At 71.2% G+C, this 20,588-nt stretch carries 13 protein-coding genes; 6 read left to right on the top strand and 7 right to left on the bottom strand.

The features are described from left to right. Positions 1-84 precede the first annotated feature (84 nt). The 3 genes from EXE58_RS03685 (at position 85) to EXE58_RS03675 (ending at position 8,985) form a co-directional block, all read left to right on the top strand. Positions 85-1,461, top strand: a complete 1,377-nt coding sequence (locus EXE58_RS03685) for an MBL fold metallo-hydrolase RNA specificity domain-containing protein (RefSeq protein WP_135266626.1) — start codon at positions 85-87, stop codon at positions 1,459-1,461. A gap of 110 nt (positions 1,462-1,571) precedes the next feature. Beyond that, positions 1,572-8,282 carry an IPT/TIG domain-containing protein gene (locus EXE58_RS03680; RefSeq protein WP_135266625.1) on the top strand — a complete coding sequence of 2,237 codons (6,711 nt, stop codon included), beginning with the start codon at positions 1,572-1,574 and terminating at the stop codon, positions 8,280-8,282. A gap of 37 nt (positions 8,283-8,319) precedes the next feature. Continuing rightward, on the top strand, positions 8,320-8,985 hold the full coding sequence (locus tag EXE58_RS03675) for a nucleoside/nucleotide kinase family protein (protein WP_135266624.1): 666 nt from the start codon (positions 8,320-8,322) through the stop codon (positions 8,983-8,985). Here the strand turns inward: EXE58_RS03675 and EXE58_RS03670 are convergent, their stop codons facing one another. The 5 genes from EXE58_RS03670 to EXE58_RS03650 form a co-directional block, all read right to left on the bottom strand. Further along, the gene (locus tag EXE58_RS03670; RefSeq protein WP_208544115.1) at positions 8,986-9,573 is read right to left on the bottom strand and encodes a CueP family metal-binding protein; all 588 of its coding nucleotides are present in this window, start codon (positions 9,571-9,573) and stop codon (positions 8,986-8,988) included. Further along, positions 9,570-10,997, bottom strand: coding sequence for a protoporphyrinogen oxidase (hemG, locus tag EXE58_RS03665; RefSeq protein ID WP_167288667.1), 1,428 nt, complete (start codon positions 10,995-10,997; stop codon positions 9,570-9,572). Before hemG ends, EXE58_RS03670 begins: the two co-directional genes overlap by 4 nt. Beyond that, positions 10,994-12,121 carry a TIGR04053 family radical SAM/SPASM domain-containing protein gene (locus tag EXE58_RS03660; protein WP_208544114.1) on the bottom strand — a complete coding sequence of 376 codons (1,128 nt, stop codon included), beginning with the start codon at positions 12,119-12,121 and terminating at the stop codon, positions 10,994-10,996. Before EXE58_RS03660 ends, hemG begins: the two co-directional genes overlap by 4 nt. A 98-nt stretch (positions 12,122-12,219) precedes the next feature. After that, on the bottom strand, positions 12,220-12,837 hold the full coding sequence (locus EXE58_RS03655) for a class F sortase (RefSeq protein WP_135266622.1): 618 nt from the start codon (positions 12,835-12,837) through the stop codon (positions 12,220-12,222). Positions 12,838-12,848: 11 nt separating this feature from the next. Next, positions 12,849-14,120 (bottom strand): hypothetical protein, encoded by a 1,272-nt coding sequence (locus EXE58_RS03650; RefSeq protein WP_135266621.1) that lies wholly within the window; start codon positions 14,118-14,120, stop codon positions 12,849-12,851. A gap of 111 nt (positions 14,121-14,231) precedes the next feature. Here EXE58_RS03650 and glmU point away from each other — a divergent pair, with 111 nt between their 5' ends. Together glmU and EXE58_RS03640 are read left to right on the top strand one after the other, a co-directional pair. After that, positions 14,232-15,662, top strand: coding sequence for a bifunctional UDP-N-acetylglucosamine diphosphorylase/glucosamine-1-phosphate N-acetyltransferase GlmU (glmU, locus tag EXE58_RS03645; RefSeq protein ID WP_135266620.1), 1,431 nt, complete (start codon positions 14,232-14,234; stop codon positions 15,660-15,662). A 59-nt stretch (positions 15,663-15,721) separates the two neighbouring features. Beyond that, a complete protein-coding gene (locus EXE58_RS03640; protein ID WP_279638260.1) occupies positions 15,722-16,702 on the top strand; it encodes a ribose-phosphate diphosphokinase in 981 nt (326 codons plus the stop codon). A gap of 3 nt (positions 16,703-16,705) precedes the next feature. Here the strand turns inward: EXE58_RS03640 and EXE58_RS03635 are convergent, their stop codons facing one another. Then, positions 16,706-17,335: a maleylpyruvate isomerase family mycothiol-dependent enzyme gene (locus EXE58_RS03635; protein WP_135266619.1), complete on the bottom strand. Its 630-nt coding sequence runs from the start codon at positions 17,333-17,335 to the stop codon at positions 16,706-16,708. 88 nt (positions 17,336-17,423) lie between these two features. Here EXE58_RS03635 and EXE58_RS03630 point away from each other — a divergent pair, with 88 nt between their 5' ends. Then, on the top strand, positions 17,424-17,849 hold the full coding sequence (locus EXE58_RS03630; RefSeq protein WP_244242409.1) for a MarR family winged helix-turn-helix transcriptional regulator: 426 nt from the start codon (positions 17,424-17,426) through the stop codon (positions 17,847-17,849). 111 nt (positions 17,850-17,960) lie between these two features. Here the strand turns inward: EXE58_RS03630 and pepN are convergent, their stop codons facing one another. Continuing rightward, the gene (gene pepN, locus EXE58_RS03625) at positions 17,961-20,384 is read right to left on the bottom strand and encodes an aminopeptidase N (protein ID WP_135266617.1); all 2,424 of its coding nucleotides are present in this window, start codon (positions 20,382-20,384) and stop codon (positions 17,961-17,963) included. Positions 20,385-20,588 lie beyond the last annotated feature (204 nt).

The raw sequence follows: 20,588 nt of genomic DNA, 5'->3' as shown, positions 1-20,588 counted from the left end.
CGGCCCCAGGACGAGACCTTCGGCCCTGTGCGCACAGCTCGCGCGGCGGCACGCTGGGGGCATCGCCCAGTGAGAGGCAGCCCGATGACGCGACCCACCACCTTGACCTTCCTCGGCGCTGCCGGAACCGTCACCGGCAGCAAGTTCCTCGTCGAGTCCGACGACCAGCGCCTCCTCGTCGACAGTGGGCTGTTCCAGGGGGACCGTGCGTGGCGCCGCCGCAACTGGGAGCCCCTGGCCGTGCCGCCGGCGAGCATCGACGCCGTCGTGGTGACGCACGCCCACCTCGACCACACCGGCTACCTGCCGATCCTGGCGCGCGACGGCTTCGAGGGGCCGATCGTGTGCAGCGAGGAGACCGCGCAGCTGTTGCGGATCGTGCTCCTCGACGCCGCGCACCTCCAGGAGCAGGAGGCCCAGTGGGCGCGCGAGAGCCGGGTGTCCAAGCACGCCGACCCGCGGCCGCTCTTCGACACCGCCGACGCCGAACGGGCCCTGGGCCTGCTGCGACCGGTTCCCGGGAGCGAGCCGGTCACCGCCGGTCCGGCCTCCGTGGTCCTCCGCCGCGCCGGGCACATCCTCGGTTCACGCTTCGCCGAGGTCACGATCGATGGACGGACGACTGCCTTCAGCGGCGACCTCGGCCGCCCCGACCACCCCCTCCTCGAACCTCCCGAGGCACTGGGCTCCGTCGACCAGGTGGTCGTCGAGTCGACGTACGGCAACCGTCACCACGACGCGTTCGGCGAGGACGAGCTCGCCGCAGTGCTCACCCGGACCCTGCGTCGAGGCGGGACAGCGCTGATGCCGGCGTTCGCGGTCGACCGCACGGCGCTGCTCCTCCACGTCCTGCGCGGCCTGGTCCACGACGGACGGGTGCCCGACGTCCCGGTCTACGTGGACAGCCCCATGGCCCTCGCTGCGCTCGACGTCTATCGCGCAGCCCTGCGCCCGGGCGGTGACTTCCGGCCCTCGGTGGTGGCGGACCCGCGCCCCTTCGACCCTGGCCGGTTGAAGCTGGTCCACGACCCGGGGGAGTCGCAGCGCCTCAACGACCCGCGCCACCCGTGCATCCTGATCTCGGCCTCGGGCATGGCCGAGGGGGGACGCGTGCTGCACCACCTCGAGCACCAGCTGCCGCGCAGCCACAACACGGTCGTCCTCACGGGCTACCAGGTGTCCGGGACCCGGGGCCGTCAGCTGGCCGACGGTGCCAAGCAGATCAAGATCCACGGTCGCTACGTCCCCGTCCGCGCCGAGGTGGCCAACGTCCGCGGCTTCTCCGCGCACGCCGACTCGAGCCAGCTCCTCGACTGGGTCTCCGGCGCCGGGAGCCCCGAGTGCGTGTACGTCGTCCACGGGGAGGCGCACGCCGCCGAGGCCCTCGCCGACAAGGTCCGCGACAAGCTCGGCTGGACCTCCGTCGTGCCTCGGCACGAGGAGCGCGTCCTTCTGAGGTAGTGCGCCCGATCTGTGCCCGCGGCCGGTCTAGACGTGCCGCACGCATCCGTTGCCATGCCGTCACGCCCTACCTAGTGTGACGCGATTGGTTGTTTCACGGGGGTGTGGAGATGCGGCTCGTCGTACGTTCGTCCGTCCGGTTCGTCGTGCTCGCCATGGTGGCGAGCGTGGTGTGGGTGCTTGGCGCCAGCCCGGCGCACGCCGCCGAGATCGTCATCATCCAGGACATCAAGGTCGCCACCCCGGTCATGCAGACCGTGGACGAGTGCCGCGGCTACATGCGCCACCAGGACCCGGTCGTGCCGATGACGGTCGTCGCGACCTTCATCCCACCGCCGGGCCAGGAGCCCACGGGGCCCTACGCGACGGGCATGTGGAACGGCGGGTTCGGGTCGTGGGACAACCACTTCGGCACGTCCCAGGGCAAGGCCACGACGCAGTTCTTCCACATCCTGCTCCGCAGCGCCCGGCTCGCGGGGTACCGCGGCGCCGGCTACTACGACGTCACCTCCATCGTGCAGGACGTGGGCCTGGCCGGAGGGTTCGCCGAGAAGACCAAGAGCGTCTACATCCCGCCTCCGTCGCCGGGCGGGGCCAAGGTCAAGTGCACGATGGTGCAGCCGCTGGGGCCGCAGTTCGTCCTGGACCAGGTCAAGGACGCCGCGATCGACCAGATCCGTGACCACTTCTGCCCGGTCTGCGGCCCGATCAAGGACGCGCTGAGCACGATCCAGACCTACAGCGAGATCCTCGACCACTACACCTACAAGGCCATCGCGGACGACCCGCCGGACCCCGACTACCAGCAGGCCGCGACGCCCCAGCCCCCACCGCTACTGGCCCCGCCCGCGGGGCTCACCCCCGAGCAGGCCGCCGCCTACTCCCAGCTGGTCGCGTCCTACGCGAAGAACGTCGGGCTCGCCCGCGCGCTCTACACGACCGTCAACCGCCTGTGGGGAGCCAACAACGCCGCGAGCGACTACTGGTACGACTTCCAGCTCCGCACGATGGCAGACCTGGCCGACCAGCAGGCTGCAGCCCTCGAGGAGCTGCCACCGCTCTGGGACGCCTTGGCGCGATCCATGGAGTCGGGGCTGTCGGGAGTCGACGTGACCGTCGACGGCAAGGCCGTCGCGACCAACATGGCCACCTACCTCGACGGGCTCCCCGACGGACACGCGACACGAGCGAGCGCCCTGGGCGAGACCGAGGCGTCGCAGCGCGAGATCGCGGACACGATCGTGGCCTACGCCAACCTCGACGACGTCGAGCCCACCCCTCTCATGACTGCCCTGTTCGCGACCAACGCCCCCGACCTGGCCGCCTCCTTCCGGATCATGCGCAACTGGGCCCGGTCCGCACTCGAGGAGGCCCGCCCGGTCGTTAGCGAGGTCACCCCCAACCGGGTGCGGGCCTCCGGCGGCAACCTGGTCACCGTCAAGGGCCTCAACCTTCAGAGCGTGTCGGGCATCAACTTCGGGCCCTCGACGACGACGACCGGGCAGGGCGACATCTCACACTGCAGCGACGACGAGTGCTCCGTCGTCGCACCTCCGGGCCACGGCACGGTCGACGTCGTCGCCATCGGTCCCGGCGGCCCGTCCGCGGTCCGCCCGTCCACCAAGTTCACCTACGCCGACGGCGTGCCGGCGGTGACCGGGGTGTTCCCGTCGGCCGGGCCGCGCGAGGGACGCAACGAGGTCACGATCTTCGGCACCGGCCTCGACGGCGGGACGCCGTACTTCGGGCCGAGCATGGCGGGCTCGTGGATCTGCTTCGAGGACCGTTGTCGGGCCTGGCCGCAGGAGAGCGTCAACCCCGCCACCGTCGACGTGACGGTCAGGACCGATGCGGGGCGTTCGCCCGTGGTCGCCGGTGCGCAGTACACCTTCTCCGACGAGGAGCCGCCGCCTCCGGCCCCGCCCGCGATCACCTCGGTCAGTCCCAGCAGCGGGTCCGACCGGGGCGGGGACGAGGTGACCGTCACCGGCTCGGGGTTCACCGGGGCCACCCGGGTGGAGTTCGGCGGCCCGGACGGCCGGGAGGGCTCGAACCTCCTGGTGATGAGCGACACCAGGCTCAAGGTGACCACCCCGTGGGGCGAGCTGGGGTCGGGCGAGGTCCTCGTCTACGGACCGGGCGGGGTGTCCCAGCCGTCCGCCGGGTCGACGTTCACCTACATCGACCAGCCACCCGTCATCACGTCGGTGACACCGAGCTCTGGGCCCAACATCGGTGGGACCAGGGTCACGGTCCACGGTGTCGGACTCCACGAGTCCTACATCGAGGTCGGCGGCGCCTTCGTCCGCGACGAGGTCTGCACGTCGACGCAGTGCACGTTCACGACCCCTCCGGTCCACGAGGACGACCCACAGACCGGTCCGGTGGACATCAACATCCGCACGTCCAACGGCGAGACCGTCCCGGGGCCGGCCGGAAGGTTCACCTACACCGACTCCCCGGACCCGGTGGTCACCGAGGTCGTGGCCGACACCGGCACCAAGTACGGCGGCTCCAAGGTCGTGGTCCTCGGCGAGAACCTGGCCGGGGGGACCGTCACCTTCGGTGGCGCACCGGCGGAGGTCCTCGACTTCCCCGAGTGGTGCTCGATGCAGTCGTGCATCGTGGAGATCCCACCCCACGACGTCGGCCCCGTCCCCGTCGTGGTCACGACCCCGGGCGGGAGATCGGTGCCCGACGACCGGGCCACCTTCACCTACGTGCGTCCGGCCAAACCGGTCATCACCTCGGTCACTCCCACGTCCGGTCTACTCGAGAACGTCGACGACGTGACGATCCACGGCCACAACCTCGAGCACGGCGTCGTCCACTTCGGGAGCGCGAGCCGCACGCCCCGATGGGGGTGTACCCCGTCGGAGTGCGAGCTCGACTACCCGCCCTCTCCCGAGGGAGGACGCACGCCCGGCGTGGTCGACGTACGGGTGGAGACCCCGGCGGGGATCTCCGACGTCTCCGACGTCACCAAGTACGAGTTCACCGTCCCCACCGTCGCCTCCGTCTCACCCACCTCGGGCTGGAACGACGGGCAGCAGGAGGTGACCGTGACCGGCACGGGGCTCAAGGGGGCCCGGATCCTCTTCGAAGGTCGCATGTCGAGCAGCGAGGCGTGCGAGGAGGACACCACGTGCACGGTACTGGCGACGAGGACCACCACGCTGGGTCCGGTGGACGTCCAGGTCGCCGCCGACGAGGGCTCGACCAAGTCGCTGCCGGGTCCGCAGGCCAGATTCACCTACACGACGCGTCCGATGCCCACCATCACCGGCGTCTCACCCGCCTCCGGCACCACCGCAGGCGGCGACACGGTCACGGTCGAGGGCACCGACCTCTTCATGGCCGAGATCACGGTCGGCGGCTACTCCGTCACCGAGACGTGCACCAACACCAGCTGCACGTTCAGGACCGCGGCGCGCGCGGCGGGTCCGCAGCCGGTTCAGGCTCGCACCACCGCAGGCACGACCGCGCTCGCGGGCGCTCCCACCTTCACCTACGCCGTTCCTCCCGCGCCCACCGTCACCTCGATCAGTCCCGACCGCGGCACCACGCTCGGCGGAACTCTGGTGACCGTCAACGGCACCAACCTCCTCGGGTCCCAGATCACGTTCGGCACTGGCGCCGGGGCCGAGGAGAGCTGCACGCGGACGACGTGCACGGTGCTGACCCCCAGACGCGCCGCGGGCCAGGTCGCGGTCGTCGCCACGACGGCCGGCGGTGCCTCGGCCCCGGGCACGCCCACCTACACCTTCGAGCTCCCGCCCGTGCCCGTCGTCACCGGGATCAGCCCCGACACCGGCCCGGCGACCGGCGGGCAGAAGGTCACCGTCACCGGGGAGCACCTCTCGGGGTCCACCATCAGGTTCGGCGACGTGGCCGTGCCGTTCAACCAGGTCACGTGCACCCCGACCGAGTGCACCGCCGTGCAGCCCGCCGTGCCAGCCACAGGCACGCCCGGGCAGGTCCAGGTGACGGCGACGACCGAGGGCCGCACGTCGACGACGAGCGCGACCTTCACCAACACCGGCGTCCGCGCGGACGAGGTGGCGCTGCCGGGCACCGAGCCGACGCCACTCGGAGGCGGCACGGTGACGCCCGGCGCAGCCGGGTCCGTGTGGTTCACCTCGCCCACCCGGGACGAGGTGGGCCGGGTCGACGCCGACGGCACGGTCACGGTCTTCGCGACCCCGGACGACTCCGAGCCCCTGGCGATCACACGTGGCCCCGACGGACGCATGTGGTTCACGGAGAAGAAGACCAACCACATCGTCGCCATCTCCGCGGACGGCACCCAGGAGCGCTTCCCGCTGCCCGGCACCTGGGGCGAGGGCGCCTTCGACCTGCGCCACATCATCTCTGGGCCGGACGGTCGGCTGTGGTTCACGCTCTCGACCTCCGCGGCGATCGGCGCGATGACCACGTCGGGGGACTTCGAGCTCTTCCACCTGCCCGACCCCTACTCCGTTCCCTACCACCTGCGCACCGGACCGGACGGGCGCATCTGGTTCACCGAGTGGGGAGGTCAGTCCGTCGGAGCGATCACGGTCGACGGCGAGATCACCGAGTACGCCGTCCCCGGTGAGCGCGGCGTCTCGTGGGAGATCGTCGAGGGGCTGGACGGCCGGATGTGGTTCACCCAGGCCGTCGGGCGCGCCCTCGTGGCCGTGGACACCAGTGGACGCGTCGAGGTCCACGACCTTCCGCCACGCGCCGCCAACCCCCAGGGACTGATCGTGGGACCGGACGGCCGGCTGTGGTTCGTCGCGCCCGACGTGGACCAGCTGGGCGCCTACGACACGGGCACGCGGGAGCTCACCACCTACCCGCTCCCACCCGGACAGGTCCGCGGCCCCAAGTACCTCACGATGGACCGCGACGGCGACCTGTGGGTCAACACGCTCGGGTCGCCGAGGCTCTTCCGCGTGTCCGGTCTCCCGGCCGCTGCGCCGGCGGTCACCCACCTCTCCGAGCGCTACGGCGCGGCGGGCGACGAGCTCGTCGTGACCGGCTCCCACCTCGGCGGGGCCACGTCCGTGACCGTGGGCGGCGTCGAGGCGGCGTACACCGTCGTCGACCCCGCGCACGTCCGGATCACCGTGCCGACCGGCACGGGAGCGGTACCCGTGCGCGTCACCACGCCTCTGGGCACGTCGTCGACCAGCGAGGCGGCGACCTTCACCTACGGGGCGCCACCTGCTCCACAGCCGGTGGTGACGGAGGTGTCGCCGACCTTCGGGCTCACCAGCGGCGGCACGGCCGTCACCGTGACGGGCCGCCACCTCGACGGCGGCACGGTGCGGTTCGGTGCCGCGCAGGCGACCGGCACGTGCACCGCGACGCAGTGCTCGGTCACCTCGCCGCCACACGCGGTCGGGACGGTCGACCTGTCGGTCGCCACTGAGGGGGGCCAGAGCGAGGTCGGAGAGCAAGCCAGGTTCACCTACCAGGAGGCGCCGCCGCCGGCGCCCACCCTGACCGGCGTCTCGCCGGACAGCGGTCCCAACACCGGTGGCACGGCGGTGACGATCACCGGCACCAACCTGGCCAAGGGCATCGTGACGTTCGGGAGCCGGACCGTTCCGAGCACGTGCACGCAGACGCAGTGCACGGCCACGTCGCCTCCCGCGGGTGCGGGCCTGAGCACCGTCCGGGTGAGCACCGCCGGCGGCATCACGCCGGTCAACGCGGCGAGTGCCTTCACCTACGAGCCGACCGACCCCATCGAGAGCATCAGCCTGGTCGAGACGGACCGCCCCTCGAAGGTCTACGGCGACTACTTCGGGATCAGGACCCGGGTGATCCCGGCGGAGGCCAGCGGGACGGTGGTGCTCAGGTCGGGCAGCACCGTCGTCGGCAGCGGAGCGCTGGAGAACGGGCAGGTCTACATCTCCGTCCAGTACCTGCCGGTCGGTACCCACCAGCTCACCGCCCACTACCAGGGCAGCGTCGAGCACGCCCCGAGCTCGTCACAGCCGGTGGCCTTCACCGTCGAGCCGGCGCCGGTCGAGACCGATCTCGACCTGGACGTCAGCCCGGCCGCACCGACCGTCGGCCAGCCGGTGAAGCTCACGGCCACCGTGACCCCGGGGGTCAGCGTCGGAGAGGTCACGTTCTACATCGACGACGAAGACGGCGTGGACGTCCCGGTCGACGCCAGCGGCAGGGCCGTCCACACGGTCAGCGGGCTGGCACTGGGAGAGCACGACATCTACGCGAGCTACCGCGACGGCTCGGGCGAGTTCGAGAGCAGCTATGCCTCCACGACGATCGAGGTCGTGTCGGGGACGTCTCCCTCCCCGTCGCCGTCGCCATCGCCGTCTCCCTCCCCGTCGCCATCGCCATCGCCGTCCCCGTCGCCGTCGCCGTCCCCCAGCCCGTCGCCATCACCGACGACAGCACCGCCTCCGCCGGGGACCCAGTCACCGGCCGGCCGGGCTCCGTCAGCACCGCGTGCTGTCAAGGCGAAGGCAGCCAAGAAGTCGGCCAAGGTCCGGTGGAAGCCTCCTTCCGACACCGGCACCGCGCCGGTCACGCGCTACGACGTGGTGGTCTTCCTCGGGAGGAAGAAGGTGGCCACGGTGTCGAGCAAGAAGACCGCTGTCACGGTCAAGAAGCTCAAGCCGCGCAAGAAGTACACCTTCCGGATCATCGCGATCAGCTCGGCCGGCAAGAGCCCGATGTCGGCCAAGAGCAAGAGCGTCAAGCCGACGGCACGCACAGTGCTGTCGGTGCGTCCGAGGTCACCTGTCGATCCGCCCGTGCCCCTGGACCTCGACGCGCCTGTTCGGATCTTCAGGCTCGACTGAGGTTCAGGGGTGGACAGCTGACCTTCCACTCCTGCCCGTGGAAATCCATTGGGAGGGCGACCTGCCCGCTGTCAGCATCCTCCTCATGAGCACGGAGATGACGTACGACGAGCTGCTGCAGCGCGTCCGCAGCCTGATGACCACCACGGCCCACATCCCGGTCGTTGCCATCAGCGGTCACGGTGGGGCAGGGAAGTCGACGCTGGCCGAGGCGCTCGCGGCGGACCTGGGACTGACGGAGGACCAGGTCGTCCCGACGGACTGCTTCTACGCCACGACCTGCGGTCCCGCGGCGGGGATGTGGGAGCAGCACGACTGGCGACTCATCGCGTCGCTCGTGCGCGGAGCGCGGAGCGAGCCGAGACCTGAGCGCCTGCGCTTCGACTACCGCTGGTGGACGGGGGAGACCGGCGTCGAGGACCACCCGATGCCGCCGGTCCTCATCGTCGAGGGCATCCGGCTGCTCAGCGCCCGCACCCGTGGCTTGTTCGACCTGACCGTGTGGATCGACATGGACCCGGGCTCGGCAGGAGCCCGGGCCAAGACGCGCAACCTCCTCCAGGGTGACGACCAGGACGAGCTGCACCTCTGGGACACCAAGTGGATACCCGAGGGGCACGCGTACGCCGACGCGGAGAGGCCTGAGGCACACGCGGACGTGGTGCTCCCGGCAGGCGCCGTGCCCCACGAGCGCGTGCGGTGATCAGGCCAGCCGGACCGTCGTGAGGCAGGTCGGGTCCTCGGCGCCGGTGGCGAACTCGGTGGTGGCCTGCTTGTCGTCGTACTCCACCGTCAGAGTGCCCTCGATGTCGCGGGGCAGCCAGAAGCCGGCGAAGCCGTTCTCGAAGGTCGTCACCGTGTCGTCCACCAGGACCTCGCCGTTGGTGTCGTCGGTGATCGTGACCTTGACCTCCTCGCCGCCCAGCTCGCCCTTGCAGGTCGTCAGGGAGTGGTGGAAGCAGTCGTGGGTCTGGTCCACGTAGGGCGCTACGGACAGGTAGAACTCGCCGTCCGGCGTGGGAAGTGCCAGCTCCTCGTCGCCGCTGGTGAGGATGAGCTGATCGGGCTTGACCGAGGCCATCAGGTCGGCGGGCCGGTCGTCCAGGGGCAGCCGGTCGAGGGTGTCGACCACCTCGGCACCGGACAGTCCGGCCAGGTCGTGGCGTTCCAGCAGGGTGTCTCCGGACGCGCTGGACGTGCTGGGCTCGCTGGTCGGGGCTCCGTCGTCGGCGCTCCCGCAGCCGCTGAGCAGCAGGGCGACGAGGGCGAGGCCGGTCATGAGCGATCTCATGCTGTTTCTCCTTGGGGTTGCAGGAACGTGGCGACGGCGTCAGCGGCACGCTCGCCCGAAGCGATGCAGTCGGGGACGCTGACCCCGTGGAAGGCGCTGCCCGCGAGGGCGATGCCGGGATGGGTCGTGAGGGCACGGTGGACCCGGTCCATCCGCTCGCGGTGCCCCACGGCGTACTGCGGCATCAGCTGCTCCCAGCGGCTCACCGACGTGACGACAGGCGCAGCGTCCAGGCCCAGGGTGTCGAGCAGCTCGCGCCGGGCGATGTCCACCAGCTCGTCGTCGGTCAGGCCCTGGGTCGCCGGTCTCCCCGGGCCGCCCAAGGACACCCTGAGCAGCACGTGGCCGGCGGGTGCGCGACCCGGGAACTTCGTCGAGCTCCACGTGCACGCACGGGTCGCCATGCCCTCGCCTGACGGCGTGAGGAAGTTGCGGTCCCGGTGCCGCGCGGGCACCTGGTCGTCGCGGTAGCCCAGGCTCACGGTCACCGTCGAGGTGTACTCCGTGCGGGCGAGCTCCGCTGCTGCCTCGGGGGCGACCGTGGCGAGCGCCGTGGACGCGACACCGGCGGGTACGGCGACCACGACGGCGTCCGCGGCCAGTGTGGACCCCCCGTCCGGGGTGACCAACCTCAGCCGCCAGGACTGCCCGTCGCGGTCCAGGCCGACCAGCCGCGAGGACAGTCGGAGGGACACGCCGTCGAGCCGGTCGGCGAGTCCTGTGACGATCGCGTCCATGCCGGCCGCGGGAGCCACGAGGGGCGGTCCCGCCGGCGTGGTCCGCGCACCGGACGGCCGGTCGCGCCGGTCGGCGAGGAGGGCACGGATGAGCCCGCCGTGCTGCTGCTCGGCCGAACGCAGGTGGGGGAGCGAGGAGAGCAGGCTCAGCCGAGCCGGGTCGGCGGCGAAGATGCCGCCGACCATCGGGTCGGCCAGGCGCTGGTAGGCCCCCCGGCCGAGCCGGCGGGTCACGAACGACGCGACCGACTCGTCCTGGTCGCCGGCGCGCGCGGGGACGGCGTACTCCATCGCCATGCGCAGCTTGGTCCACGGCGACAACAGCGGGGAGACCGCCAGCGACCAGGGCTTGCGGGGGAGCAGGCCCGTCATGGCGTCCGGCAGGCGGTGCATCCGTCCGCGGGAGGCGACGAAGGTGCCACGGCCCGATCCTGCGGCTGGTGAGAGCGGCAGGTCGAGCGCGGCCAGGAGGGCGGCGCCGGCGGGGTGCGTGCCGAGCATGGAGTCGGGGCCGGCCTCCATGACGAAGCCGTCGTGGCGTGCGGTGAAGAGCTTGCCGCCGATCCGGTCGGAGGCCTCCACGATCGTGACGGACCAGTCGGGGTGGAGGGTGTGCAGGCGATGGGCAGCACTGAGCCCCGCGATCCCTGCTCCGACGACGGCGACGTGCGGGGTGTCCACGATCACGACGGCCACCCGTCGGGGACGTACGCGCAGGCGGGGTCGGACGCCAGGTGGTCCCCGGTCATCGCGTAGGCACGTCCGCGCTGGCCGCCGCAGACCTGGCGGAACTCGCACGCGCCGCACTTGCCCGTAAGCCTGCCCGGGTCGCGCAGCGACCGGAAGAGCTCGTGGTTGCGATAGACGTCGACGACGTCGTCGACGCGCACGTTGCCTGCACTGAGGGGGAGGAAGCCGGACGGCATGATCTCGCCGAGGTGGGAGACGAAGAGGAAGCCGCGCCCGTCGTTCACCCCCTGGGTCGGTCGGTCGAGCCCGTCATGGGTGGCGAAGCCCGCGCCCGCCACGGACGCTCCTGCACCTCGCTGGATGGCGACGCGGCGGTACATCGGCGCAGCCGTGGCCTTGATGTCGAAGTCGCCGGTGAGCGAGAGGTCGTGGAGCCATCCGAAGACCTCCTCGTGCTGCTCGGGCGAGATCATGCTGAGCTCCTGGCCACGCCCCATCGGGACCAGGAAGAACACGCTCCACTGCACGGCGCCGACCTCGCGGACGAAGCGCACCATGTCGGGGAGTAGATCGAGGTTGTGACTGGTGACCGTGGTGTTGACCTGGGTGCTGAGCCCGATCTCCCGGGCGTTGCGCAGGATGGCCATGGTGCGCTCCCACGACCCCTTCACCTTGCGGAAGTCGTCGTGCACCTCAGCGGTCGGCGCGTCGAGGCTCAGCGCGATCCGGCGGACCCCCGCCTCCTGGGCACGACGCAGCCGGTCCACCGTCGGGAGCGCGGTGGCGGTCGGCGTCAGGGAGCAGCGCAGCCCGGCCGCGTCGGCGTACGCGATGAGGTCGAAGAGGTCCTTGCGCATCATCGGATCGCCGCCGGTGAAGACCAGGATCGGCGACCCGAACTCGGTGAGGCGATCGATGAGGGCGTAGCCCTCCTCGGTGGTGAGCTCGCCCGGGTTGCGCCGGTGCTGGGCGTCGGCCCGGCAGTGCACGCACGAGAACGCGCAGGCGCGGGTGACCTCCCACGCGATGGTGAAGGGGGCGCGGTCGAAGTCGACCCCCGCCATCCAGGAATTGCGCTCGCGGCGCTGCGTCCGGTGCTCGAGGGTGGCGCCGTGGCTCACAGGGGTCCTCCATGCGGGGCGTGGTGTCGGTCGCCAGCCTTGACGGACAGCACGCCCGGCAACAGGGCCATTGGTCCCCCGAGCAGGTGAGGAACGCCTCAGACCACCGGCTCGGCGCTCACGACGATGTTCGAGCGCCACGCGGTCCCGTCCCAGTCGGTGCAGGTGACGAGGACGAGGCCGCCCGAGCCGTCCTCCTGGCCGAAGAGCTTCTTCGCCCTGGCCGCGACCTGTTCCTGGGTCAGCGTGCGCACCTCCGTCGTGCGGAAGCGGGTCTCGCCGCCGGGAGACCGGAGCACGACGTCGTCACCGGGCTCGAGGGACCCGATCTCGTCCAGGGCGCCGTCGCCGATGCGCACCGTGTGGCCGGTGATCAGGACCTTGCCTGAGCGGGCGCCGGGCTCCGCGCTCCGTTGCCACCAGCCGACCGAGTCCACGTCCGCTGGGGGAGTGAGGACACCCTTCTGGTCCATCTCGATCGGCACCACCGAGGCCCGGACGCCGAGCGACGGGAGGACCAGCCTGGTGGGCGGCGCCGGGCTCCCGGAGACCTGGACGGCCTCGCCGGACGCCGTCGTACCACCCAAGTCCGCGACCACTCGCGAGACACCGACGACGCCCGCGAGCAGCAGCAGTGCCACAGCGACGGCGCCGACCTGGCGGCCCAGGCCCGGCAGCCTCGGGTCGGGCGCCGGCGTCTCCTCCTCGTCGTGCATGACGCGTCCCGTCAGCGCCTGCTGGCCAGCCGGTGCAGGCCCACCAGGCCCACCAGGCCGGCGAAGAGCAGGGCGAGGGTGACGGGGTCCAGAGCCGCGGCGTCGGAGGCCCGGGTGCTCTCGGCGCCCGAGGCGATCACCTTCGGGACCTCGGGCAACTTCTTCTTCGCCTTCTCCAGCTTCAGCGGCGCCGAGGCCTGCTGGACCTCCGGGGCGAGGCGCCCGTTGGGGCCACAGTCGACGTTGGCGATCCGAGCCGTCACGAGCGGCGCGCCGAGCTGCTCGGCCGCGGCCGGCAGGACCTGCGCCTCGATGCCCGTGACCTGGATGTGCCCGGCCGCGGGGAAGACCTGCTTGTTGAGGGTGACGTCGAGCAGGTTCTGCTCCAGCGGGGCCAGCTGGGTCGACACCTGGTCCACGAGGGTGTCGACGACCTGGTGCTGGATCCCGTCGGTGACTGCTGTCAGGCCGGACAGGTGCCCCTGCATCGTCGTGGTGAGGTCGGTCCTAAGCCCCGTCAGCACGGCGGTGAGCACGCCGTCCAGGTTGGTGACGACCTTGGTGTTGGGGGCCGGCTCGACGGGCAGGTCGATGACCTGGACGGTCTGTCCGGCCAGGGTCACGCCCAGCTTGGGGTCGGTGATGTACGTGGTGCCCGAGGCGGCGCCGGTGGTGGCCGCGCAGCGGGACTCGACGGCGCCGACCGTGCCGCCGATCGCGACGTCGGCCAGCGGGCCGAGGTTCTCGCTGAGGTTCTTCGACAGCTCAGCGGTCAGTGGCTCGAGGACCTGGGCCTCCAGCGGGTCGAGGAGCTGCTCCTGCAGCGGGGCCAGCGCGGTCGCGGGGTTCACGGTGGACATCCCGCTCAGGTCGAGGTTGGCGAGGTTGACCTCGACGTTGTCGCCGCCCTGGAGGCAGCGCGACTCGCCGACCTCGGCGACCGAGGCGCCGTCACCGGCGATCCCGGCGCACGCAGCCGTCTGCCCGTCACCATTGGCGTCGAGGGAGGCCGTGGCGTCCTGGGCAAGGGTGCCCGCGGCGAGCACCTGCTGACCCTGCAGGAGCGAGACCGGGGCGGTCGCGGCGCCGTCCTTGGTCTCGATGAGGCCGTCGTGGCGCGCGGTCACCGTGCCGGTGTCGTTGGCCTGGTCGGCGACCTGGATCGTCAGTGCGTTGGCGTGCGCCTGGGCCACGGTCGTGGCGAAGGCCGGAGCCATCGTCAGGCCGAGCAGGGCCGTCGCCCCGAGCACTGCCACGCACCGCACGGCGGGTCGTCGTGTCACGGTCTTGTCCTCCCCAGTTGCTGGTCTCTCTCCCATGGGCAACTGGCGAGTACGCATTTGGTTACGGGCACGCATCTTCGTCGTGGTGAGGAGGTGACACACTCATGGGCCATGGGCAACCTCACCGTGATCGTCCTCGCCGCTGGCGGCGGCACCCGCATGAAGTCGAAGACCATGAAGGTGCTCCACCCGATCGCCGGGCGCAGCATGATCGGCCACGTGCTCAAGGCCGTGCAGGCCGTCGAGCCGAGTCGCGTGGTGGCCGTGGTCGGCCACCAGCGTGAGCAGGTCGGGCCACACATCACCGAGCTGATGCCCGAGGCGATGCTGGCCGTCCAGGAGACGCAGGAGGGCACCGGCCACGCCGTACGCATCGCGATGGAGAGCTGCGGCGCGACCACCGGCACGGTCATCGTCGCTGCAGGTGACACCCCGATGCTGGAGGGCGAGAGCCTCCGCACGTTCGCCGAGGAGCACGAGGCGGCCCAGCGGGCGGTGTCGATCCTCAGCGGGCGTGTCGCGAACCCGTCCGGATACGGCCGCATCGTGCGCAACGACGAGGGTGACGTCGAGGCCATCGTGGAGGAGAAGGAGGCCACTCCCGAGCAGCGGCAGATCAGCGAGATCAACTCCGGGATCCTCGCCTTCGACGCGGCTTTCCTCGTGGAGGCCCTGCCCCGGATCTCCAACGACAACGCCAAGGGCGAGTACTACCTCACCGACGTCGTGGGCATCGCCCGCGACACCGGCCTGACGGTCGGCGCCCACCTGCTCGAGGACTTCACCCAGACCGAGGGAGCCAACGACCGCGCCCAGCTCGCTGAGCTCGGCAAGGAGATGAACCGTCGGATCGTCACCCGCTGGATGAGGGACGGGGTGACCGTGATGGACCCCGCGACGACCTGGATCGAGGCCGACGTGGTGCTCGAGCCCGACGTCACCATCCTGCCCGGCACACAGCTCCTCGGGGCGACCCTCGTCCACGAGGACGCCGTGGTGGGGCCCGACACCACCCTCAAGGACTGCGAGGTCGGCGCCGGGGCTCGCGTCATCCGCACCCACGGCGAGCTCGCGGTCGTCGGGGAGGGGGCCGACGTCGGGCCGTTCGCCTACCTCCGCCCAGGCACGAGGCTCGGCCGCCACGGCAAGATCGGCACCTTCGTCGAGACCAAGAACTCCACGATCGGTGAGGGCGCCAAGGTGCCCCACCTCTCCTACGTGGGCGACGCCGAGATCGGCGAGGGCACCAACATCGGCGCCGGCACGATCTTCGCCAACTACGACGGTGTCAACAAGTCCCGCACCGTCGTCGGCCGGCACGCCAGGACGGGTTCCAACAACACCTTCGTCGCCCCCGTCGAGATCGGTGACGGGGCCGCGACGGGCGGCGGCACCGTCGTACGCCGAAACGTGCCGCCGGGCGCCCTGGCGGTCAGCGGCGGACCTCAGCGGAACCTCGAGGGCTGGGCCGTCTCCAAGCGCGCGGGGACCGCCCAGGCGGCCGCCGCTGCCGACGCCGGTGACGACGTGACAGAATCCTGAGCAGCACCACCCCCGCTCGCCCTGCACTGTTCGACCAGCACCGCTGAGGAGTCGACCGCGTGACCGGAATGAAGAAGACCACCGAGAAGAACCTGATGGTCTTCAGCGGCAGGGCGCACCCCGCCCTCTCCGAGGAGGTCGCCGACCTGCTCGGGTGCGGCCTGGTGCCGCAGAACGCCTACGCCTTCGCCAACGGCGAGCTCTACGTCCGCTACCAGGAGTCGGTCCGCGGGTGCGACGCCTTCGTGATCCAGAGCCACACGGCCCCGATCAACGAGTGGATCATGGAGCACCTCATCATGGTCGACGCCCTCAAGAGGGCCTCTGCCAAGCGGATCACCGTCGTGATGCCTTTCTACGGCTACGCCCGCCAGGACAAGAAGCACCGCGGCCGCGAGCCGATCTCGGCGCGGCTCGTCGCCGACCTGTTCAAGACCGCCGGCGCCGACCGGCTGATCACGGTCGACCTCCACGCCGACCAGATCCAGGGGTTCTTCGACGGCCCGGTCGACCACCTGATGGCGCTGCCGATCCTCACCGACTACGTCAAGAACAAGTACGGCGACGACAAGCTCGCCGTGGTCTCGCCCGACGCCGGCCGCATCAAGGTGGCCGAGCGCTGGTCGGCCCGCCTCGGCGGTGTGCCGCTCGCGTTCATCCACAAGACCCGCAACATCGACCGGCCCAACGAGACCGTCGCCAACCGCGTCGTCGGCGAGGTCAAGGACCGCATCTGCATCCTGACCGACGACATGATCGACACCGGCGGCACCATCGTGAAGGCCGCCGAGGCGTGCATGGAGGACGGTGCGGCGGGCGTGATCATCGCCGCCACCCACCCGATCCTCTCCGACCCGGCCGTCGACCGCCTCAAGAACTCCCCGGCGACCGAGGTGATCGTCACCGACACCCTTCCCGTCGCTCCGGAGAAGCAGTTCGACAAGCTGACGACGCTCTCGATCGCGCCCCTGATCGCGCGGGCGATCCGCGAGGTGTTCGAGGACGGCTCCGTCACCTCGATGTTCGACGGTCACGCATAGCGGCTACCGGTTCGCAAGCAGCTCCAGCCCGTCGCCCTCGAGGTCGCGCGCGGCCTTCGATCGTCCGGTGAACACCATCAGGAGCTCCTGCATCGGACCTCGGACGAGCAGCCCCTCGCCGTGGCTCCAGTCCACGTCCGTGGCCTCGAGGCGCACGCCCCTGGCGCCCCAGCCCGTGAGCCACCCCAGGACGCGGACGCGGTCTGCGGCGGCGGCTGCGGCATCGGGCGGCATGTCGTGCGAGCGCCCGAGGGGTCGCAGGATGTCCTGGGTGTGCAGCAGCACGTCGATCAGCGCCTCCTTGCGGGTGGTGCCCGGGACGGTGCGGGTCGAGCCGTCGTACGTCGCGAAGTCGGCGAGCACCGACTCCGGCGTCTCTTTGCGGGCTCGTCTCTTCACCTCGAGGTAGGTCATCTGGTTGTAGCCGCGGCGTCCGAGGTTGCGTGCGAGCATCCCGGCGACTTCCCCGGCCCGGATCTGGGGGTGCGAGATCACGTGGGCGCCGACCTCGAGCACCGACCAGCCGGTGCACAAGGTCTCCGTCGACCAGTCCGCTGGTGACAGGTCGGCGAGCTGCTCGGCCAGCGCGGCACGCTCCCGGTGGATGTGCCCCCACATCTCGGTCCGCTCCATGACAGCCCCTTATTGGTCAGGTACCCTGACAATATGGTCAGCCTTCCTGACTATCTCGTCAACCCCCTCGTCGGACCAGGAGTGGAACGTGGCCCTGCCCCTGCCCCTGCTGATGTTCATCGTCCACCGCCATGCCGAGACCCGGATCTGGGAGCACCTGGCCCGACGCGGGTTCGACATCACTCCCGCCCAGGCCCGACTGGCGGCGCGCCTTGATGCCGACGGCATGCGCCTGACCACCCTCGCGGAGGCGGCAGGCGTCACCAAGCAGACCGCTAGTGCCCTGGTCGACCAGCTCGAGCGCGCCGGCTACGTCGAGCGGGTGCCGGACCCGACCGACGCCCGGGCCCGCCTCATCCGCATCGCCCAGCGCGGCAAGCAGGCCCAGGCCTGCGCGCGGGAGATGGAGCAGCAGGTCGAGGGCGAGCTGACCGCCCACCTCGGTCAGCGTCGGATGCGCGAGCTGCGCCGCTCCCTGGAGTCGCTGCGGGAGATCACCGACCCCTTCCTGTGAGGTCCCTCGGGAGAGTCACCGGCTACCCGGTGACTGCACGGGTTCGACACCGTTGCAACGGTCGATAACCCGACGAACCACCGGGTAGCCGGTGACTCTGACGGGGGCGGATCAGCCGATGACGCGGTCGAGGTCGTCGAGGGCGTCGTTCCAGGTCCGCGCCAGGACGGTGGGGACGTCCTCGGTCTCGAGCACCTCGGCCAGGCGCGCCCGCAGCGAGCGGCGTACGGCGTCGGGCAGGGGGAGCCACGGGAAGCCCGCGCGGCCGACGATACGGCTCATGGCCTGGCCGGACTCTCGCGCCAGCGCCAGGCCCTCGGTCAGGTGTCGCTCGACGTAGGGCTCGACCAGTGCCGCCTGCTCCCAGTCCCAGAACCCCGAGGCCACGGCCGTGAACTCGTGGTTGCTCAGCGTGCCGCCCATCAGGAGGGACCACGCCTCAGCCTTCGCCTCGGGGGTGGGTACGGCGGCGCGGGCCGCCAGCGCCGCGTGGTGGCCCGAGACCGACCGGTCGCGCTCCTGCTCCGCCGCCACGTGGCTGTCGTCCCCCAGGGCAGCGAGACGGTGGACGACGGCCCAGCGCACCTCCTGGTCGACGTCGTGCTCCCCGAGCCAGGCGACGAGGGCGTCACGGTCGTGGGAGGTGGCTGCGAGCGCGCGCGAGGCGCCAGGGGCGAGGGCGGGGTCGCCACTGTCCAGCGCGGCCCGGGCGATGCCCGAGACGCGCTCGAGCAGGCCGCCCACCTGTTCCGGGGTCGCGTAGCGCCGGACCAGGGCCTGCAGGAAGCCGAGCACGGCCTCGAGGACCACCGGGTGCCGCTCGGGCCGGAGATGGGTGTCGGCGAGGTCGAGGATCCGGTCGAGGTCGAGCTCGCGCGCCTGGACACGGTCGATCGCCGTCCACCACAGGACGGCCCGTGTCAGGGGTGACTCCAGGTCGGACAGCCCGGCCTCCACCGCCGTCCAGGAGTGGTCGTCGAGACGCAAGGAGGCGAACGTCTCGTCGCCCGCGTTGGGAACGACCACCCGTCCCGCGAACCCCTTGAGCCGGACCGGCTCGTCCGCGAGATCGACCAGGACGGCCTCGAGGAGCCGCATCGAGTCGTCGTAGGCCGCCACCGAGAGACGGTGGGGCCGGGAGCCCTCGCGCACCAGCACGGGGACGTCACCGTCGCGCGTGACGTGGATGGTGTCGAAGCCGGTGGTCCGCAACCAGGCGTCGGCCCAGGCGCGGACGTCACGGTCGGTCGAGGAGTCGAGGGCGTCGAGGAAGTCGGCGAGCGTCGCGTTGCCGAAGGCGTGCGCAGAGAGGTGCCGGTTGACCCCGGCGAGGAAGTCCTCGCCGAGCCACACACCCAGCTGGCGCAGAACCGCGTTGCCCTTGGCATAGGTGATCATGTCGAAGTTGGCGAAGGCGGTGTCGACGTCGACGAGCTTCTCGGGGTCCTCGGCGATGAGGTGGGTCGAGCGGCGGCGGTCGGCGGCGTAGCCCGTCGGCTTGCGCGTCAAGGCCGCGTCGGTCCAGGAGTCGGTGTAGCCGGCTGCCGTCCCTGCGACGTCGTAGCCCATGAAGTCGGCGAAGGACTCGTTGAGCCAGGTGTCCTCCCACCAGCGCATCGTCACCAGGTCGCCGAACCACATGTGCGCCATCTCGTGGGCGATCACCGACGCGGTGTACTGCCGGTCGAGCGCGGTCGGCGTGCCCTGTGTGAGGAGCTGGTCACGGAACGCCACGCACCCCGGGAACTCCATCGCGCCCCAGTTGAGCCCGGGGGTGAAGACCTGCTGGTAGTCGCCGAACGCGTAGGGCTCGTCGAAGACCGAGGTGTAGTGCTGGAAGCACGTGCTGGTGATGCGACGCAGCTCGTCGGCGTCGCGGCGGAGCTCGCGCTCCTGGGACGCTCGAGCGTGCCAACCGAAAGGCAGCGTGCCGCCGGGAGCGGGGGCGTAGGGCTCGTCCCAGGTGACCGAGACCCACGGCCCGCCGGCGACGAAGAAGAGGTAGGAGGAGACACGCGGCGTCGGCGCGAATAGCCAGGTGTCACCCTGCTCACCGGGCTCCCGGCCGGCCAGGACGCCGTTGGCCAGCACGGTCCAGTGCGACGGGGCGGTCACCGACACGGTGAAGGTCGTCTTGAGGTCGGGCTGGTCGAAGCAGGGGATGACCTTCTGGGCGATGTCCATGGCCGTGAAGCCGCACACGTAGCGCTCGCCGTCGGCGGGGTCGATCGTCACGGTCATGCTGTCACCGTCGGTGACGTACGGCAGGCGGGCGGTGACCCGGACCTCGTTGCGTGCGGCCAGGTCGTGCAGGGCGATGCGCCGGCCGTCGTACGGCGCCGGCTCACCGTCGAGGGTCACGTCGCTGGCACCGGCGAGCTCTAGGAAGCTGCTCGCCCCAGGTTCGGTGCAGCCGAACGTGAGGGTGGCCTCGACGGCGAAGTCGGCGGTCGAGGTCAGGTCGAGGTGGACGACGGTCTCGACGTCGGTGATGAGCGCGGCCCGCTCGCGGGCTTCGTGGAGGGTGAGGGACACCGGGCGACGGTAGCCCGTCGCGGATTGGCCTCGGGGCCGCGCCCCGCCTAGACTTTCCCGGTTGCCTCGGCGAGGGAGCCCATCGAACACCTGGGACTCCGTGATCGACTGGGCCCGGTCCGCCTCACAGCGCCGCGCTCACGATCCGGAGCGCGGCGTTCGTCGTCTCCGGCGCCCTGGCCCCCAGAGCCTCAAGCACCCCGC

The sequence above is a fragment of the Nocardioides seonyuensis genome (assembly GCF_004683965.1).
Classification (GTDB): Bacteria; Actinomycetota; Actinomycetes; order Propionibacteriales; family Nocardioidaceae; genus Nocardioides; species Nocardioides seonyuensis.
This window is presented reverse-complemented; position numbering and strand designations above follow the sequence as displayed.